This window comes from Kribbella qitaiheensis, assembly GCF_014217565.1.
Lineage (GTDB): Bacteria > Actinomycetota > Actinomycetes > Propionibacteriales > Kribbellaceae > Kribbella > Kribbella qitaiheensis_A.
The window spans coordinates 574,695-591,617 of record NZ_CP043661.1; the positions used below are offsets into that span (position 1 = coordinate 574,695).

15 protein-coding genes and 1 pseudogene are annotated in these 16,923 nt (G+C 66.4%); 4 read left to right on the forward strand and 12 right to left on the reverse strand.

The window, feature by feature from the left end:
* Positions 1 to 55: 55 nt before the first annotated feature.
* Together F1D05_RS02620 and F1D05_RS02625 are read right to left on the reverse strand one after the other, a co-directional pair.
* Complete coding sequence (locus F1D05_RS02620) at positions 56 to 793, reverse strand: GntR family transcriptional regulator (RefSeq protein ID WP_185445837.1); 738 nt, start codon at positions 791 to 793, stop codon at positions 56 to 58.
* 149 nt (positions 794 to 942) lie between these two features.
* On the reverse strand, positions 943 to 1,917 hold the full coding sequence (locus tag F1D05_RS02625) for a glycoside hydrolase family 16 protein (protein WP_185445838.1): 975 nt from the start codon (positions 1,915 to 1,917) through the stop codon (positions 943 to 945).
* A gap of 337 nt (positions 1,918 to 2,254) precedes the next feature.
* Here F1D05_RS02625 and pdxY point away from each other — a divergent pair, with 337 nt between their 5' ends.
* Complete coding sequence (gene pdxY / locus F1D05_RS02630; protein ID WP_185445839.1) at positions 2,255 to 3,106, forward strand: pyridoxal kinase PdxY; 852 nt, start codon at positions 2,255 to 2,257, stop codon at positions 3,104 to 3,106.
* A gap of 37 nt (positions 3,107 to 3,143) precedes the next feature.
* Here pdxY and F1D05_RS02635 read toward each other — a convergent pair whose 3' ends face one another.
* The 7 genes from F1D05_RS02635 to F1D05_RS02660 form a co-directional block, all read right to left on the reverse strand.
* Positions 3,144 to 4,145, reverse strand: a complete 1,002-nt coding sequence (locus F1D05_RS02635) for a hypothetical protein (protein ID WP_185445840.1) — start codon at positions 4,143 to 4,145, stop codon at positions 3,144 to 3,146.
* A 258-nt stretch (positions 4,146 to 4,403) separates the two neighbouring features.
* Positions 4,404 to 6,272: a CASTOR/POLLUX-related putative ion channel gene (locus tag F1D05_RS02640; RefSeq protein WP_185445841.1), complete on the reverse strand. Its 1,869-nt coding sequence runs from the start codon at positions 6,270 to 6,272 to the stop codon at positions 4,404 to 4,406.
* Positions 6,273 to 6,358: 86 nt separating this feature from the next.
* Positions 6,359 to 6,484, reverse strand: coding sequence for a hypothetical protein (locus tag F1D05_RS42750; protein WP_428994991.1), 126 nt, complete (start codon positions 6,482 to 6,484; stop codon positions 6,359 to 6,361).
* Positions 6,485 to 6,546: 62 nt separating this feature from the next.
* Positions 6,547 to 7,005, reverse strand: a complete 459-nt coding sequence (locus tag F1D05_RS02645) for a Pycsar system effector family protein (protein ID WP_206686052.1) — start codon at positions 7,003 to 7,005, stop codon at positions 6,547 to 6,549.
* Between the two features lie 107 nt (positions 7,006 to 7,112).
* Positions 7,113 to 7,448 carry a hypothetical protein gene (locus F1D05_RS02650; RefSeq protein WP_185445843.1) on the reverse strand — a complete coding sequence of 112 codons (336 nt, stop codon included), beginning with the start codon at positions 7,446 to 7,448 and terminating at the stop codon, positions 7,113 to 7,115.
* A gap of 7 nt (positions 7,449 to 7,455) precedes the next feature.
* Entirely contained in the window at positions 7,456 to 8,475 is a 1,020-nt protein-coding gene (locus F1D05_RS02655) for a hypothetical protein (RefSeq protein WP_185445844.1), read from the reverse strand.
* A gap of 9 nt (positions 8,476 to 8,484) precedes the next feature.
* On the reverse strand, positions 8,485 to 9,252 hold the full coding sequence (locus tag F1D05_RS02660; protein ID WP_185445845.1) for a hypothetical protein: 768 nt from the start codon (positions 9,250 to 9,252) through the stop codon (positions 8,485 to 8,487).
* A gap of 484 nt (positions 9,253 to 9,736) precedes the next feature.
* Between F1D05_RS02660 and F1D05_RS02665 the strand changes: the two genes are divergently transcribed.
* Positions 9,737 to 10,639: a hypothetical protein gene (locus F1D05_RS02665; RefSeq protein ID WP_185445846.1), complete on the forward strand. Its 903-nt coding sequence runs from the start codon at positions 9,737 to 9,739 to the stop codon at positions 10,637 to 10,639.
* Here F1D05_RS02665 and F1D05_RS02670 read toward each other — a convergent pair.
* The 3 genes and pseudogenes from F1D05_RS02670 to F1D05_RS02680 all read right to left on the reverse strand — a co-directional run.
* Complete coding sequence (locus tag F1D05_RS02670) at positions 10,525 to 11,247, reverse strand: hypothetical protein (protein WP_185445847.1); 723 nt, start codon at positions 11,245 to 11,247, stop codon at positions 10,525 to 10,527. The genes F1D05_RS02665 and F1D05_RS02670 overlap by 115 nt on opposite strands.
* Before the next feature lie 67 nt (positions 11,248 to 11,314).
* Positions 11,315 to 12,043: a Crp/Fnr family transcriptional regulator gene (locus tag F1D05_RS02675; protein WP_185445848.1), complete on the reverse strand. Its 729-nt coding sequence runs from the start codon at positions 12,041 to 12,043 to the stop codon at positions 11,315 to 11,317.
* A 186-nt stretch (positions 12,044 to 12,229) separates the two neighbouring features.
* Positions 12,230 to 12,740, reverse strand: a pseudogene (locus tag F1D05_RS02680) (transposase); the annotation flags it as partial.
* 1,108 nt (positions 12,741 to 13,848) lie between these two features.
* Between F1D05_RS02680 and F1D05_RS02690 the strand changes: the two are divergent.
* The gene (locus F1D05_RS02690) at positions 13,849 to 15,324 is read left to right on the forward strand and encodes an NB-ARC domain-containing protein (protein WP_185445850.1); all 1,476 of its coding nucleotides are present in this window, start codon (positions 13,849 to 13,851) and stop codon (positions 15,322 to 15,324) included.
* A 255-nt stretch (positions 15,325 to 15,579) separates the two neighbouring features.
* Positions 15,580 to 16,890, forward strand: a complete 1,311-nt coding sequence (locus tag F1D05_RS02695) for a serine hydrolase domain-containing protein (RefSeq protein WP_246486379.1) — start codon at positions 15,580 to 15,582, stop codon at positions 16,888 to 16,890.
* Positions 16,891 to 16,923 lie beyond the last annotated feature (33 nt).

Consider the following 16,923-nt stretch of genomic DNA (forward strand, 5'->3'; position numbering starts at 1 on the left):
GCCTGGCATCGCGTCGATGGCGCTCGTCTTGGCCGATCTGGTCCAGGCCAGGCGACTATTCGGCGTTCGGAGGATCGACGGTCGGCTTGGAGAGGCTCAGGTGCGTGCTTACTTGGTAGCGATCACCGCGGTAGGCGGCGCGGGTGAACTCGAACCTGCGGCCGTTCTGGTCACGGGTGGTTCGCTCCAAGATCAGGATCGGAGCATCCAGTGGGAGGCCGAGCAGGGCGGACTCGATGGCATCGGCCGCTGCTGCCGCGTGGGTCTGTTCGGCATCGGTCGGGATCACGCCATAACGTTCTTCGAGCAACATGTAGAACGAGCTCTGCTCGATAGCCCGCACGTCGAACTCGGGGACGATCTCCTGCAGAACGTGGATCGTCTCCAGACAGATCGGGTCGCCGTTGACAAGGCGTTGCCGGGCGATCCGCAGTACGGCTGTGTTAGGTGTGATCCCGAGCCGGTTGCCGATCAAGGTGCCGGCTTGGATCGTGGCGTGGCTGAGAACCCTGCTGGTCCAGGTTCCGGGTGCTGCCGGGTAGGTCGCTCCATGGGTGCCGGTGATCTGCTGAGCGACCTTGGGGCTGCCGACGAACATGCCGCGGCCGTGCTCGCGAATCAGCCGGCCATCGCGAACCAGGTCGTCGACCACTGCTCGAAGGGTGGGTCGGGAGATCTCGAGTTCGGCAGACAGTTGGCGCTCGGACGGGATCGCTTGACCGACCGCCCGCGACTCGACCAGCCCGAGCAGGTACTCGCGGGCCCGATCTCGCTTTCGCAGGCTGCCTACCACGAGGACCCGTCCTTAGTTATGTCGGAAGGTCTCGCATTTTACGCCGCTATGCCAGGTCGGCTCGTTGCCGAGGCATCGTTTTCCACCTGGCATGCGGCGCAGGAATCAGGCCCGGCCGGATTCCTGCGCCGCAGCTCCCGGGGCAGAGCTCAGTGCTCCGGCGGCTGGTAGTTCTCGCAGCTCCCGGTGTTGATCAAGGTGTCCTGGTAGGTGGTGTCGTGCTTGCGGAACTTCTCCACGCGGGCATCGGCCTGTGCCGGCGAGACGGTGTCGTTCTTGGCGTAGTAGGCCCAGTCGATCTGCTGGTGGTACTCGCTTGTCGCTGTGCCCTGGTGCGCATCCAGATCGATGAACCACAGGTTCCAGTTCATGCTCATGTCCTGGCGCGGCAGGATGGTGTTGCCGTCCTGGTCGACGGTGTGGTCGGCAGTGAGCTTGCCGTCGATGTAGTACCTCGCGTGGCCGTTGCCGACCTGCGTGACGTAGGTATGCCAGCCGTTGAGCGATCTGGCCTGGCGGCTCTCCGCGGTGCGTGCGTCCCACGGGTCTTCTCGGAAGGTGTGCCAGCTCGTCTGGAAGTTGATGGGGCCGGTCTCTCCCCAGCCTCCGTTCGGCAGGTATTCGGTGAAGTCGAGTTCGCTGTAGATCGGGTCATAGTCGAACTTTGTCGGGCCGATGGCGAACGCGGTCTCGTTGAGGTGGTCGCCGTCCGGTCCGGTGGCCGGCTTGTCGGCGTACCGGACGCGGGTCGCGTAGGTCCCGTTCCGCAGGTTCATGGTTGTTCGGCGGAGTTCGGCGTTGGTCGTACCGGGGGCTGTGCCGTTGGTCGTCGCCCGGAGCTGAGCGACCTTCTGGCCGCCGGTGCTCACGAAGGAGACGTTGCTTGCCGGCCACGCTGTGCCCGGCACGCCGGGGCCGCCCATTTCACTCCGCGCGTTCCAGCCGTGGTCGGCGAGATCAGGATCGGTAGCCGACTTGTACTGGAAGTCGTCGAACAGTACGCCGCACGTACCTGAGCTGCGGTCGGCCTGACCGGTCGAGCCGATGGCGGCATTGGCGCCGCTCACCATCGAAGCGATCGAGGCGGCTGCGACGAGGAAGATTGTCGTTCGCTGACGTGACATGACTCTTCGGTTCTCCTTCGCGGCAAAGATCGGGCGGAAGGGCCGCCTGATCGTTGAGCATGAATGCCGCGTGAGTGAACCGCAAGAGGTTCGCCGATCTTTTCGAATGAATCCAGCATAAGTAATTCCACCGGGTGGTTGTTGCCAAATACACTGGTAAATACCAAGAGTTGTTCGCTGCCGGACAGAGCGCCCAGATGGTATTTACCAGTTGCTTCACTCGCAGTGGCGCCCCGACCCAGAACGAACACGATCATGCCGAGCCGGGCTCCACGCGCTCTTCGCTGGATGGCAGGGGTCGAGGTGCTCGCCGGGGTCGCAGTGGGATGATCGGTCGGTGAAGATTCTCTCGATTCAGTCTGCGGTCGCTTTTGGGCACGTGGGTAATTCGGCGGCCGTCTTTCCGCTCCAGCGGATCGGCGTCGAGGTGCTGCCCGTGTACACGGTGAACTTCTCGAACCACACCGGCTATGGAGCGTGGCGCGGGCCGATGATCAGCCCGGACGACGTGCGAGAGGTTCTCCTGGGCATCGAGGAGCGCGGAGTACTTCCGCAGATCGACGTGGTGCTTTCGGGGTACCAAGGTGGCGAGGGGATCGCCGACGTCATCCTCGATGCGGTGAAGCGGGTGAAGGCGGCGAATCCCGCGGCGGTGTACTCCTGCGACCCGGTGATGGGGAACGCGAAGTCCGGGTGCTTCGTCGCTCCGGCAATTCCGGTGCTGCTGCGCGATCGGGTGGTTCCGGCCGCCGACATCATCACGCCCAACCAGTTCGAGCTGGGCTTTCTGACCGGCACCGAGCCTGACAGCCTCGAGTCCACGCTGGCATCGGTCGAGCTCGTGCGCGCGACCGGGCCGCGCACGGTGCTCGTCACCAGCGTTGAGCGCCCTGACCGCGAGGACGGCACGATCGAGATGCTCGCCGTTGACGACAGTGGCGCCTGGCTCGTGCAAACGCCGTACATCCCGATGAAGGCGAACGGCTCGGGTGACGTGACGGCTGCGCTCTTCACGGCGCACTACCGCCGTACGGGCGATCTCGCGGACGCCCTCGCCCGGACAACCTCGAGCGTGTTCGAGTTGCTTTCGCGCACGCACGAGTCAGGAGAGCGCGAGTTGCAGCTCGTCGAGTCACAGGACGCCTACGCCAACCCGCCGATGCAGTTCACGCCGTACCGCGTCGCCTAACCAGCTCACGAGGCCCTTGCTCACGGCGGCCTAGGATTTACGGCTTGGCAACCTTCGAGGTGAACGCCGTCTTTATCTCGTCCTCGACACGGATTGCGTCTTGCTCGCCCTCCAATTTCACGTACGCGTCGAATATCGCGTCCCGGGCGTCGGCCGCCAGGTCTCGGACGTCGTCCACATCCGCCTGGGCCGGGGCCTTCACCCCGGCGACCTTCTTCCAGCCGGCCATGAGGTTCGTCAAGGAAGTATCGACCAGCTGCAGTCGCTGGAGGAGTGCCGTTTCGGCGGGCGTCGGGCTCTTCATCGCCTTCATTTGCTTGAGTTTTGGCTGCAGCACGGCTGACTGCCAGGCGGCGAAGGTCTTGATGTGTGCCGCGGCAGCCGAGAGCTTGGAGGTCGGCGCCGCCAAAGTGTCGAGACCTTCAAAGGCGGCCGAGTTCCGCATGAGGAACTCGAGCAACTCCTTGTGGGCGCCGTACATGACGTCGAACATGCGCTTGGCATGGGCGATCTGATCGGCGTCGAGCGGGTTGCTGTACTTGGAGGCCGCTACCGCTTTGATCACGTCCCTGCGGATCTTGGTGTCCGCGAAAATCTGGTCGGCCGTCTTCTTCTGGTCGAGCTGCTCGCGGATGATCAGGACATCCTGGTCGGTGTGACGGGACTCGTGGTAGAGCGTCCCGACCACTTCGGTGACCTCGGCCACCGTCAGGTCCTTGAGGGTCTTCGGTATCGTACGACTGCTGAATTTCGAGACGTTCACCTGCACCTTCCAGGCTTTGGAGTCGAAGAGGCCGGATGCGCCTGCGCCAGACACGAACGTCCACCCGAACAACGGGACACCGTAGCCGTTCAACTCCACCCCGATCGTCTTCATCATGGAGTTGGCGAAGTTTTTGAGCGACATCCCGGGCTGCGTGGTCCACAGTTTGACGGCTTGGTCCACGTACTTGTCCTGGCTCGTCTGTCTGTCGAGGCCGTAGCTGAGACGCTGCACGACCGGCGCCGCGGCGGCGACCTGCTGACGGCCGAGCAGCAACTGACTCACACCGCGGTTGCCGGCGGCCCGCTGGAGCATGATGATCGACTCTCCGGTGGGCTGGCGCCGGTCCGGCCCGACGAGGTCGGGACGATGTGGCCCCTGCCAGCAGCGTGTGCTACCGCTGTTCGGCACTCTTGATGCATCGATGCGGTGCGATCGCACGGGTCAATCCTTCCGGAAGACACCTCCCCTGAACCGTACGCCGGCTTGCTCGAATCGGCGAGACCGGATCGAACCGGCCCCCCTCGACTGAGCTCACTCTTCGGCCAGTACGACGACCCGGTCGCCGGCGCGGAGGGTCAGCGGCTCGTTCTTGGGTGGGTTGAGCACGACGCCGTACTCCGGCGGCCGGTAGAACTGGTCGTGGACCCGGTACCCGATAGCGGTCTCGCCGCGACGGCGGGCGGCCTCGGCGATGGTCGCGAAGGTGGCGGGGGTGTCCGGCCGGAGGTAGTCGGTGGCGGGCTTGAGGTAGATCTCGGCGTTCTCGGGGTTGAACAGGTCGTCGAAGACGGCGGCGAGATGCCGGTTCTCGGTGAGCTGGGTGAGCAGCAGGCTGATCAGCTTGTCACTGACGACGAAGTCGTCGGCGCGGGTCACCTCGGCGATCTCGCGGTTCGCGTCGTCGTTGATCTCGCTGACGATCGAGTACGGCTGGTCCATCGAGGTCGCCAGGTCGCGCAGATGCAGCAGCGTGACCAGCGTGCGTGCGTCCGCTTCCTGTGCGCCGATGTCGTCGGCCGACAAGACGATCACGTGCTGATAGCTGCAGACGTCCAAGGTCTCCAGTTCGGCACGATTGGTGGGGTCGCACCCTCTCGCTGAGATCGACAACGTGTCCGGACTTCCGGTCGCGACGGCGGAGTCGCGGCCGGCTATTCGTAGTACGGAACCTGGATAGGCGAAGGCGTCGAGCAGTTCGAGGATCTGCGGTGCTCGCTTGTTCCAGCCGATCATCAGCGTCTTGGTCGGCACCTGCGTCTGCGTGACCTGCGGAGCGATGGCGGCTTCGATGATCGTGGCCGGTGCCTGGGTCAGCCGGATCATGGTGTCGTCCTCGGCCAGCACGATCAGTTCGTCGCCGGTCGCGATCGGCTGGCCGGCGGGTGGGTTGAGGACGATGGAGTCGTCGCTGTGGCGCAGGCCGACCGGGATGCCGAGTTCGTAGGCGTGTGCGGCATCACCGAAGGTGGTACCGGCCAACGAGGGCTCGGCTCTGAGGTAGAACTCGTTGCCGGCGAAGGCGAGCAGGTCGGCGCACACCGCCGAGAGGCCCGATTGGCGATGGGCGTTGACGAGCAGCCGTACGGCGAGCTCGTCGGCACCGATGAGTTGTGCCCGCGGTCCTCCCGCCAGGCGGGCGGCGGGGAGGTTGGCCGAGTCTGCCACGGCCGCCACGATGTGCGGTCCGGCCGTGCCCGTCGCTCGGCTGCCCAGTGACAGCAGCACCTTGATCACGTGGATGTCGGGATCGGCCGAGTCGGGCGGCAGGACCATGACCGATCGAGCGGTGGCCAGGCTGACCAGCGGAAGATCGGAGGGGCGCAGTGGGCTGCCGGTCCGGCAGACCACGGCCGTCTTGCCGAGGTCCGGGACGCGGGCGCGGATGGCGTCCTCCATCTCCACCTTGTCCTTGTCGGCGAGGATCGCGACACAGGATCGGCGGTTGCTCTTGTTGGCCTCGGCCAGTTCCGCCACCACGGTGAAGATCTGCTCGGACCAGCCGAGGACGACGGTGTGGTCCTGCTCGACGATTCGCGAGCGGCCCTTGCGCAGTACGGTGATCTTGTTCTCGAGCCCGGTGGTCAGCACGCCGATGAACGAACTGACGATGAAGATGCCGCCGAGCGTCGCGATCAGCATCAGGGCCAGAAAGACCAGACCGCCCTGATCGCCGCCCATCGTGCCCGGGTCAAGGGTGCGGAGCAGGCTCATCCACAGCACACCGTGCCAGCCGCCATGGCCGCCGACGTCGCCGGGCGCGAAGAGGAGCAGTAGCCCCGATACCATCACGACCAGCAAGGCCGAGGCGAGACCGAGCCAGCCGATCAGCGCAGGAGTCCCTCGCGACATCGTGCCGTCGAACCAGTACCGCGCTCTGTCCCGCCACATACCGAAGCCCATCTCCCACCCACGCCGCCGATCTGCCCCGGGCGCACTATGCCATCACGATGCCTTCCGCGTCGCCGGTTGGCCGGTTGATCAGGCTGCTAGGTGAACGCTCCAGCCTGGGCATGGTGGACCACGTCGGCATTGACAACGTCGCCGCAGCCCGGGCCGCGACCGCGCACCTGGTCGAGCTCGGCCGTCGCCGCATCGCCTTCATCGGTACTCAACGTCGGCCGACGTCCGAGATCGCGCGCCTTCGCACCACGGGCCCCACAACAGGGCGCGTCCTTCAGGTGGCCACCATCGAGACAGCGATCGCCGGCATCCCAAGGGCGAAGCAGATCAAGGAAGCCCGGATCCAGCGGTATTTTAGGAGAACGATTCGGCTGAGGTCCGCCGCGGTTGTGAGCAGGCTGGTCTGCTCATCGAAACCGGTACTGCGGACTGCGTCGGGCAGGTGCCCGGTTCTGGCGGCCCGGTGGATGTCGGCGAACGACGTCACCGGGGTGCCGCCGCTCCAGGAGCTGCGGCGGTAGCGAGGCGTCAGCGCGGTCAGCAGACAGCCCAACGCAGCAAGCCAGAGCAGGCAGGCCAGCAACCACGAGGAACCACAGACGCTGTTGCCGGAGCAGCGGGACGGATCGAACCGGCTGGTTCCCAAAGGTGCTCCCAACCCGAGCCCCATCGCCGCGATCAGCAGGGAGGCTTTGGTGTCGGCTCTGACGATCTCGCTTCGCAGATCAGCCACCATCTGAACGGCCAGAGTTCGCTGGACGCCGACCGCTTTGCCGCGACAGGTCCGTCGGCTCGGCTGCCTACGCGCGGGAATTCGGCTGCCACTGGACAGGCCGGGTCTCATGACAGGATCACCAGGCAGACGCCGCCGACCGCGCCGCCGATCAGGGCTTGCCGATGAGTGATTTCGGCGGAGGCGTTCCGAAGAGCGTCGGCGAGCGTCAAACCGAGGCCGTGGACCAGGCAGGCGAGCCCGCACACGGCCTCGCCGTACAGGAATGCCAGTGGCAGGGGGCGTTTCACGAGCTTGCGAGAGATCGTGGTGCCCAGGTACTCCGGCGTCAGGAACAAGGCACTGGTCGCATCGACGATCAGATCGATGCTTGCCGGCAGACGGATCGCCAGCGGGTGCAGTATCCAGCGCAGGAACAAGTACAGCCCCACCGCGAGCCCCACGGCGTACTCAACGGTCATCGTCGGGTCCCGGTGGCAGTTGGTGATCAGCGTTCGGATCGGGAGAGGGGAGTTGCTGTTTGTAGAGCGGGCGTTGGGTCGTCGTACCGTCGGCCGCGTTCGCCAGGATCTCCCGCAAGGTCTTGATCGCCAGCTGAGTCGGCTCCTCGAGCATGTGGTCTTCCAGTTGCCCGGCGTCGATCATCTTCTGAATGAGCTGCAGGCGGTTCGCCATCGCCTGTCGCTCGTCTGCGCGCCGGCCTTCGAGGACCAGTGGAAGATCGTCGGGGTTGCGAGCCAGCATCAGTGCCCACAGGTTGTCGTCCTGACGGAACAACTCGTTGTACCGGTCGACCTTCGCCTGGATGATCTCGTGCTCCTGTTCGGAGGCGGCTTTGGCACCCAGATGCCGGGCGGCTGCCTGGACCGTGCCGTAGCCGCTGCGGCGCAGCGAAGCGAAGTGTTCGAGCGCGTCGCTGTCGAGCCCGAGACGGACCGCGCAGTCGACCCGGAGACCGAAGTCGGCGCCGATCCTGGCCTCGTCCAATGCGCGGTTGACTGCCTCCTCGGCGGCCGCGTTGTCCTCGATGGCGAACAGGCGGGTCTGCTTGGTCATCAGCCGGCGCAAGGCCGGCTCGACGGTTGCCCGGACATCGCGAACGCCGCGTCGTACGACGGTCTCCGGGGCGGCGACGAACCAGCTCACGTCTACCTCGGTCTGGAAGAAGAACGCGTCGCCCTGACTCGGAAGGCGGTACTCGAAGTACTGGTGATGATGGGCGACGTCAACCTCGTAGAGGGTGCGGAGGTTCCGGACGACGAGTTCACCGCGGGTCGGCTGGCGGTCGACGCCGTACGTCGTAACGCTGCCGTCGGCGGCGAGGAGAACTACGGCCCGGTCGGCGGACGCCTCAGGACGGCTCCGGACGAATTCGAATCGCCGAAGGCCCCGGACGGTGAGGATCGGGTCGTTGAGGACTTGCGGCCGGTCGGTCGGCAGACCGCCGGGATCAGATACGGACGGGGACATCGGTACTCCTCAGAGGTCGGCAATCGATGGGACCGGAAGGCGTTCGCGCAAGCGCTCGGCGACCGGCAAGGCGGTTGCCGGAGCGGTTGCCGGCAGATAGCGCAGAAGGTGGTCGAGCCGGGCACTCTCGTTGGGTGAACGGGCCAACCCACTGAACAACCTGCCGAGCTGGGTCTCGAGATCCTGATCCCCGCCGGCCAGGACAACCCAACGGGCAAGGCATTGCCGAGCGTCCTTGTTGTCCTTGGTGTCGTTGAGCATCGTGCGCCACAGTTCGCTGTGGTAAGCCCAGGCTGCTCGGTTGGAAGCAGCCAGGCGAAGCAGGATCGGCCGGCTGGCCGCCCGCGAGGACTCTCGCCTGTCCGCGGCTCGCAGGAACGCCCGGAAGGCGAGGGGCCGGCACGGGTTGCCTGCGGTGGCCCAGTTGGTAAGCGTTCCCAGTGTTTGCAGGGCGACCGGTCCGGTCAGCAGATCTGCGACGGTTTGGACCAGCTCGCGGGCCAACCGTTCGTCCTGGGCGGGTTGGCGTGCGATGGTGTGGATGAGGCCGATCGCTGACCTGCCGAGCAGGTCGGCGAGAACAGAGACGGTCCGTGTGGTGGTCCAGCGTTTCGCGACACTGCCGTCGGCCCAGTCGCGCAGCAGACCCCGGACCGAGGCCTCGGCGCCTTGGTCGACGGCGGTGGACAACGCCCAGGCAGCGAGTTGACGGCGGCGGAGCAGGTCCGACCCGGCCCACGGAACCAGCAACCGGTCGCGGACCGTGGCGAAGTCCACTGCGGCCAGGCAACCGGCTGCTACCGCAGCTCGAACATGTCTCTGCTGGCGAGTTGTGTTCCCGAGTTCGAGCAACCAGCCGATGATCGGCTCGCGTGCGGCAGGGTGCTCGGACCAGACGTGGCGCAGCAGGATCGGCCAGGTGGAGCGATAGCGAAACCCAGTCAGCCGGGGCCGGCCCGCCGGTGACCTCCTCGTCGTACTCCACCGCCCGGGCGCGTGCCAGCCGTGCGCTGCGGTCGGTGCCGAAGATCGACAACCCAGCGGGCCGGACCGGATCCTCCTGATGCTGGAATGCGAGGTAGAGGGCATCACCTGCTTCCGCGATGACCGGGTACGGCGACTGGTCGAAGACGGCGAGCGCGATCAAGAACGCCTTGTCTCGTAGCGAACAGCCGGCATCGGCGAATAGCCGGCGAGCCAGCCTCTCGGCAGCGTCTGCGCCGTACGCCGTGAGCTCGTCGGCGGTCAGACCACCACCGAGATGGATGAGCAGGATCTGGGCGAAACCGGCGATCTCGGCCGGTGCCGGATCGGCCGACAGGTACGCCTGGGTTTCGGGGAGCTCGACGGCCGCCGCCCAGGCCGAAGGCTCCGCGACGGCGCTGAGATGGGCCGTGAGGATCTCGACGGGTGGAATCGATTGCACCGTGCACAGCTCGTCCAGGGAGTCATCCAGCGCCGCGTGGTGGTCCATGGTGATGACCAGGTAGCCGTCGGACTCCTCCAGGAACCGGCGCGCCGCGTGAAGATGGAGCTGACGCAACGGGGATTCGGCTGTGGTGGTGAGGTCGGCGACGAGATGCCCGGTTCCTGGCTGCAGGACGTCGACCAGCCGATCAGGGGTGACGGCCGGATCGAGAACGACCAGGGGATCGCGCTCGGTGAGTACGTTCGCGAGCATACTCAGCGACACCATCCGCCGTCCGGAATCAGCTGGACCGCGCAGCACGAGAATTCGCTCGGCGCGAAGACGACTGAGCAGTACGCCGTAGTCTCGCGGCTCGGCGAACCTCCGGGTGAGTTCAGCGCGGTAGCCGGCCGGCACTGGCCCGCTGACCAGTGGACGCGCCAGCTCGGTCAGGGGGTAGATCTTCACGATCTTGTCGCCCGCCACGACATCGCCGCTGACGCTCGTCTCACCGAGCACGTTCGCGCTGCTTGCCAACAGATGCGGTGCACCCGCACGGAACTGTCGGGCGGCTTCGTCGGCTGTCACAAGCTCGTCGTCGGCGGCTGCCGTGCCGACGTCAGTTTCCTGTGCCTCGGCTGTCATGCCGGTCCGCCGTGCACGGTCTTGTTCCCGCCGACAGCATCTCCCTGGACCGTGACGGCTCCGTTGAAGAAGTTCCCCGAAGCGGGCGGCGAGGGCTGCGCCGGTGGCTGATCGGCCGGGCTGCTGGTGTTGCCGGCCTGTCCGTCAGCAGCAGGCATCGCCGTGTGCACCCAGGCGGGCAACGGCCCTTCCTTGCTCACCGCCACGAGGCGGTGGAATCGATCCACCCTGATGCCGCTGTGGTCGTGCCGGACCACGTCGCGATGGATGGCGTCCGACACGCACAGGACGCTGGGTTCGCCGGCATCCGCCAGGGCCTTCCGTAGTACCTCGGAGTTGATCAGCCGGAACGCTTCGACCACGGGCGGCCCGACGGCACCGTCGGAGGTGATCTCGACATCGCCGGCATGCAGGACCGTTCGCATCCGGACTTGGGCCGACTCGCTGGCCAGCCGGTTGTAGTCGTACAGGGCGGTCGGCAGGTCGGTCAGCAGCGCCCGGATGACGCGGACCTTCGGAACGCCCGCGTCGAGTAGTACGAAAACGCCGTCCCCGCGGTCCTCCGTCCGGACACTCATCTGCTCGATCCCCGCACTGGCAAGTACTCGACGCAGGATCGAGTACAGCACGCGGTGGGCCTCGGCCTGTTCGAGATGGAGCCGTGGTCCGAACTTCTGGATGTCCAGCAGCAGGATCGTCTTGTGGACAGGATCGCCCATGGTCTACCTCCGGTTCGGGATGAGACCTCAGCATCCCGTCCTTCGGAGGGCTCCGAAAGGACCGCTGTCACGGGCCTTGTGTGACGGATTCACCTTCGCTGTAGATACGGCGCAGAACCTCAGGACGCAGTACGACGTACTGCCGGCCGCGGGTCGCCACGAGACCGCTCGCGCGGAACTCCTTCAGTACCCGGGTCACCCCTTCGCGGGAAGAACCGACCGAACCGGCCAGCTCCTGCTGGGTCAGCGGAACGCGGATCAGCACCCCGAGCGCGTCCCGCTCACCATGGACGTCGGCCAACTCGAGCAGAAGCCGCGCGAGTCTCTGACGCACAGTGGTCACGGCTTGTTGGAGCAACTTGCGATCGGACGTACGCCACCGATCGGTCGTCAGTGCGAGCAATTGCCGCATCGCTTTGGGCTGGTTGTCCAGAAACCGCGAGAACGCGTCGGAAGGCACGTTGCGCGCCTGCACTGGTTCGAGCGTGGTGACCGTCATATTCCGGCTGGTGCCATCCAGCGCCGCACTCTCGCCGACCACATCGCCGGGTCCGCGCATCGCCAGCAGCCCCTCGTGACCGTTTGCTGAGTTTGCTGTGACCTTGAGCCAACCACTGCGGACCAGCAGGACATGAGTCGACGGCTCGCCTTCGCGCATCACCACGGATCGCGCCGGATAGCGAAGCTCCACCCCGAGCCGGAGCGCCTCCTCCCGGCAAGCGCTGTCCAGTCGCAGCAGGTAGGGAACCTGATCATCAAGACGAAACGGGTCGAACGACCCTGGCTGCTTGGTCAATGCGTACTCCCCGGCTATCGCTACTCCCTGTGCCCGTTGGTCACCTTACGTGAGTCTCGTCCGCCCGGTCCGGCCCGGCGTTTCGCGCGGCCACGGACGGGAGCTGTCGGCGTCGGCACCTACAGGTCACCTACGGGAGAAGGGGATGTACATGTTCGGACAACGGGGCTTTCCACCTGCGAAGCTGCACAGCAGCGGGTGGAACCCATATCCCTTCTTCCACGTCGGTGCGGCGTTTCCTTGTCCAAGTGCGCGATCAGCAGGGTCGCGTCGAAGTGCAGCCACAACTGTTCGGTCAGGTCAGGTCCGGGCCGGCACCGACCGCCCAGGCCCGCTCCCGGGCTGTTGCCCGTGCCGCCCGGAACGCTGCAAGCCGGGCAGCGTCGATCTTGTCGACGACCCGCCACGCGGTCGGATCGGACGCGACCGGCGCGAACAGCCTCGGCTGGTCCCGCAACGTCCGCAGATGCCGTAACGCGTCACCACCATCGGCGATCGTCACCGCCACATCGGCCAGCACCTGCCCCGGCTGATGGATCGGCGGCAGCGAATAGGTGTCGATCAGGGCCTTGGTCCACCCCTGCACCAGCCCGGTCTCGGCGGCCAGTTCCCGCAGCCGCGCGGCCCCGGCATGCGACACGACCCCCTTACCATCTGCCGACACCTTGAACCGGGCCTTGCCCTTGGTGCGCACCACCCGAGAGTGCCTTCCTGTTCGAGATCATTGGTTCATCGCAAATCCAATTTTCCCTTACAGGCCAGGCATTCTCGCCTTTCACCTCACGTGTCGAACCAATTTCCGTGAAACGGCGAGGCTAGCCGGGAGGTTCCTGACCTGTCGACGGTACCGTCTAGGGCCGCATAGTGCAGAGAGGTTCTGCCCAGCCGGGTGTCCACGTTTGTTGCTAACGAACCGCCGGCGCTGCAATTGCTGCCCGCAGCTGAACGACCACAGCCACCCGAGGATCTCGTCGAGACGATGCGTCGCGGGCGGAGCTGGCCCGCCGGCCCGCGCTGGAACTTAGGCCGGTGATCGTCGTCGGAGATCGGGGACACCACCGGCAGTCCCCAGCCCGCGGCGTGGCGGCACAGCGACGACAGCCGGCGGGGTGATCGAGCCCGCCGCCACTCCGTGGTCCTGCTGCTGAGTCATCCACATCGTCACCTCACCCCGGTGTTGTGCCGCTATCAGGTCCTGGTGGCGATCTTCGTAGTTCTGAAGGCGATCGGGACCGTGACGAACCTGCGTGTAGGTGATCACGGACCTGGCGCCGCTCCAGGCGGCGCGACGCTGATGTGAATCAGTGAGATGTTCCAGCCCGGCGGTTTCGCTGACGAATCAGACGTCTGTCTGCCGGGCGAGGTGACGGCGCAGGTCGACCGCGCCTGATCGACCTCGGACCCAGCAGTGGTGTGTGCTGGCGGCACAGGGAATGGATGCCGACGAATTGGTGTGGCGGATCGTCTGAAATGGCGGATCTGGGGCCGCCGACACGCCACGACGGGGGCGAGCAACGAATTGAGTGGTAAAAACTATGTTCGGGTGCCGTCGCGTCTGGGGGGTGGACCAATGGGGCGACTTCGCGGTCCACGGTGTCGACGAGCAGTTTGCCTGCGAGTGAGTATGGGGATCATGTGGGCTGTGCCAACGCTGAGATGACATTTGATCATCTTTCGAACTCGCCGGCGGTCAAATGTTTGTTGTCATTGAACCACCGAGGCGTGATGGGGCGGAATTCCTTTGCCTGTGCGTGCTGATCGACATGTCGGGAATGGCCGGTACGAGCTGTCGCAGGGAGATCACGATGGATGCCCACGAACCGGACATGCCTGTGTCGCCCGAGCATCTCAGCAGTGCCACGGAATTCGTGGCTGCGCTGAACCGGCTCCGGCTCTGGGCCGGAAAGCCGTCCCTTCGGCGAATGCGGGTGCTCGGTGGTCAGACCACGACGGCCCACGGCGCCGTGGACCTCCTGCCGCCGAGTACCACGTCCGGCATCCTCAATGGGGAAGGCCTGCCCCGGTTGCCGAGGATGGAGTTCGTGGAGGGGTTCGTCGCCGCCTGCCTGCGTGCCCGTGGCCAGGCGACGGCGGAGATCGAACGGGAGGTGGTCCGCTGGCGCGAGACCTGGCGCCGCCTCGCGGCATCGACGAACCTCGGGGCGCCGGCGGCAGGCCGGAAAGAGGCCGAGGACGGCGTGATGGCGGTTGGCGCGCTGGGCACGGGGATCGGACGCAACGACCTGCCCGGTGACCTCGCCGATTTCACCGGCCGCGGGGCCGAGCTCCGGTGGCTGTTCTCAGGTCCGTCCGCGGACGACGGTGCTCGCGCCGCGACGACGGTCGCGGTGATCGACGGCATGGCCGGGGTCGGGAAGACGGCGCTGGTCGTGCATGCCGCGCACCGCATGGTGGAGCGGTACCCGGACGGGCAACTGTTCCTCCGGCTGCACGCTCACAGCGCGGGCGCGCAGCCTGTGGGGCCCGAGTTCGCGCTTGAGACCCTGCTCCGGGCCTGGGGTGTGCACGGCGACCAGATCCCGGAGGAGCTGGAGGCACGCGCGGCTCTCTGGCGGGCCCAGCTCGCGAACCGCAGGGTGCTCACCGTTTTGGACGACGTGAGTAATGCCGCGCAGGTCCGGCCCCTGCTACCCGGGTCGGCCGGCTGCCTGACGCTCGTCACCAGCCGACGACGCTTGGTGGATCTCGACGCCGCTTCCACACTGTCCCTGGACGTCCCGCCGCCGGGTGACGCGATTGCCCTGTTCGCCCGGGCACTCGGGAACGACCGTGCCGCTCACGAGTTCGTGGCCGTCGGCGACGTGGTGCGGCTCTGCGGATACCTGCCGCTCGCCATCCGGCTGGCGGCGGCCCGGTTGCAGGCGAGGCGGGCGTGGTCGGTGGCCTACCTCGCCGAACGGCTGCGCAACAGCGGGCGCAGGCTGGACGAGCTGGCCGCCGGCGACCGGCGCCTCACCGCCGCGCTCGCGCTGTCCTACGAGCAGTTGGCGCCCGCTGTGCAGCGTGTCTTCCGGCTCCTGTGCATGCTCGCCGAGGACGACATCGACGCCCGCGTGCTGGCCACGACGGCCCACTGCGACATCGCCGAGGCCGAGCAAGTCCTGGAGGCGTTGCTGGATGTGCACATGCTGCAGCAATCCTCGGCCGGGCGGTACCGCGTACACGAGTTGCTCCGGCTCTACGCACGTCTGATGGTTCGGGAAGCCGAGGCCGAGGCCGAAGCCGAAGCCGAAGCCGAAGCATGCCTACGTCGGGGCTAGGGCATCCGGCTGCTTCCCGAAGCGCGCCCTCCAGCCCCTGTGACGATGGGGTGAGCGGTCTGGCGGACGTTAGTCCTTTCGGTGGTGTCGGGCGAGTGTCCGACACTTTATTCATAGTTTTATTCATAACTAGTTTCTCGCTGTCCGACACCGTTCGATGTTGTCCGGAGTAGCGTCGTATCTTGCGCTTCATACCGCAGCGTGATGTGCTCGTAACCTGCTCGAGTGACTGATCGACAGGGGGTTGGAATGGGAATGGACCGCCTTTCGGTCATTCTTCGCAGTGCAGTAAAAACATTTCGGGTACCCGCTGCGCAATTCGCTGTGCACAGAGGCGGGACGACCACCACTTTCGAGGTGGGAGAATCGGAGCCCGGGAATGGAGGAATTGTCTCCGGAACGGAGAAGTTCCCCATCGGCTCCATCACGAAGGCGTTCACCGCCACCACGGCAATGGTGCTCGTGGCGGACGGGGAGCTCGGCCTCGACACCTCGGTGGCGGAGTACGACCTCGGCTGGGCGAGTCTGCCCATGCCTCTGTCCGGACAACTGACGTTGCGGCACCTCCTGAGCCACACGAGCGGCCTGCCTGACGCCGGTACCCCGACCGGCTCGTCGCCGCGCGGGTACCTGCTCGATTGCTGCCGCGACATGGCGGACATCCATCGGCCGGGCGGGCAATTCTCCTACTCCAGCGCTGGCTACGTCTTGGTCGGCAGCCTGGTTGAACGCGTGACCGGCATGTCGTGGCGGGAAGCCGTCGACGCCATCGTGCTGCAGCCACTGGGGATACCTCCCGTCTTCATCACCGATCCCACCGACGAACAGCAGGTCGCGGGTCATTCGGTGAACCGTGCGCTGGAGCGGACCCGCGCCGTGGCCCAGACCCTCACGCCCGTCGAGGAGCCCGCCGGCGGGTTGGCCATGAGCGCGTCGGACCTCGTCGCCTTCGGCCGAATCTTTCTGGACGACCCCGGCGTCCCGGTCGGCGTGCCGCTGCCCCCGGAGTACCGCGCCCAGATGCGCACCCCGGTGCCGTCGGCTCAGCCCTACGGCCTGGCCGACGGCTGGGGTCTCGGCCTCGCCATGTTCGACTCCGGCCCTTCCCGATGGTGGGGCCACGACGGCAACGCCGACGGGACGTCGTGTCACCTGCGGGTGGACCCGGCGGGCACGGTGATGGCCCTCACGACCAACGCGAACACCGGGTACGCCATGTGGCGACAGCTCGTCGCCGACATCGGTGCGCCCGGCCTCGCGATCGGCGAACACGTCGCTGCCGCGGACACGGCCTCGCCCGCGGCGGGGACGGGCGCAGAGGAGTGCCTGGGGAACTACACGAACGGGGACACCGGGTACGCCGTGGTCAGGCGGGATGGTGGTGGCCTGCGCATGGCGGTGGACGGCGAGCCGTTCGCGGAGCTGACGCTCCACGACGACCTGCACTTCACTGTGCGCGACCTCACCACCGGCGATCTCACGCAGACCGGCCGGTTCCTCCTTGACGACGCGACCGCTCGCGTCGACCGGATGCTCCTCGGCGGCAGGCTCGCCTGGCGCGAGTAGGCCGGATCCGCAGTTCACGCAGCCCCCGGCCGT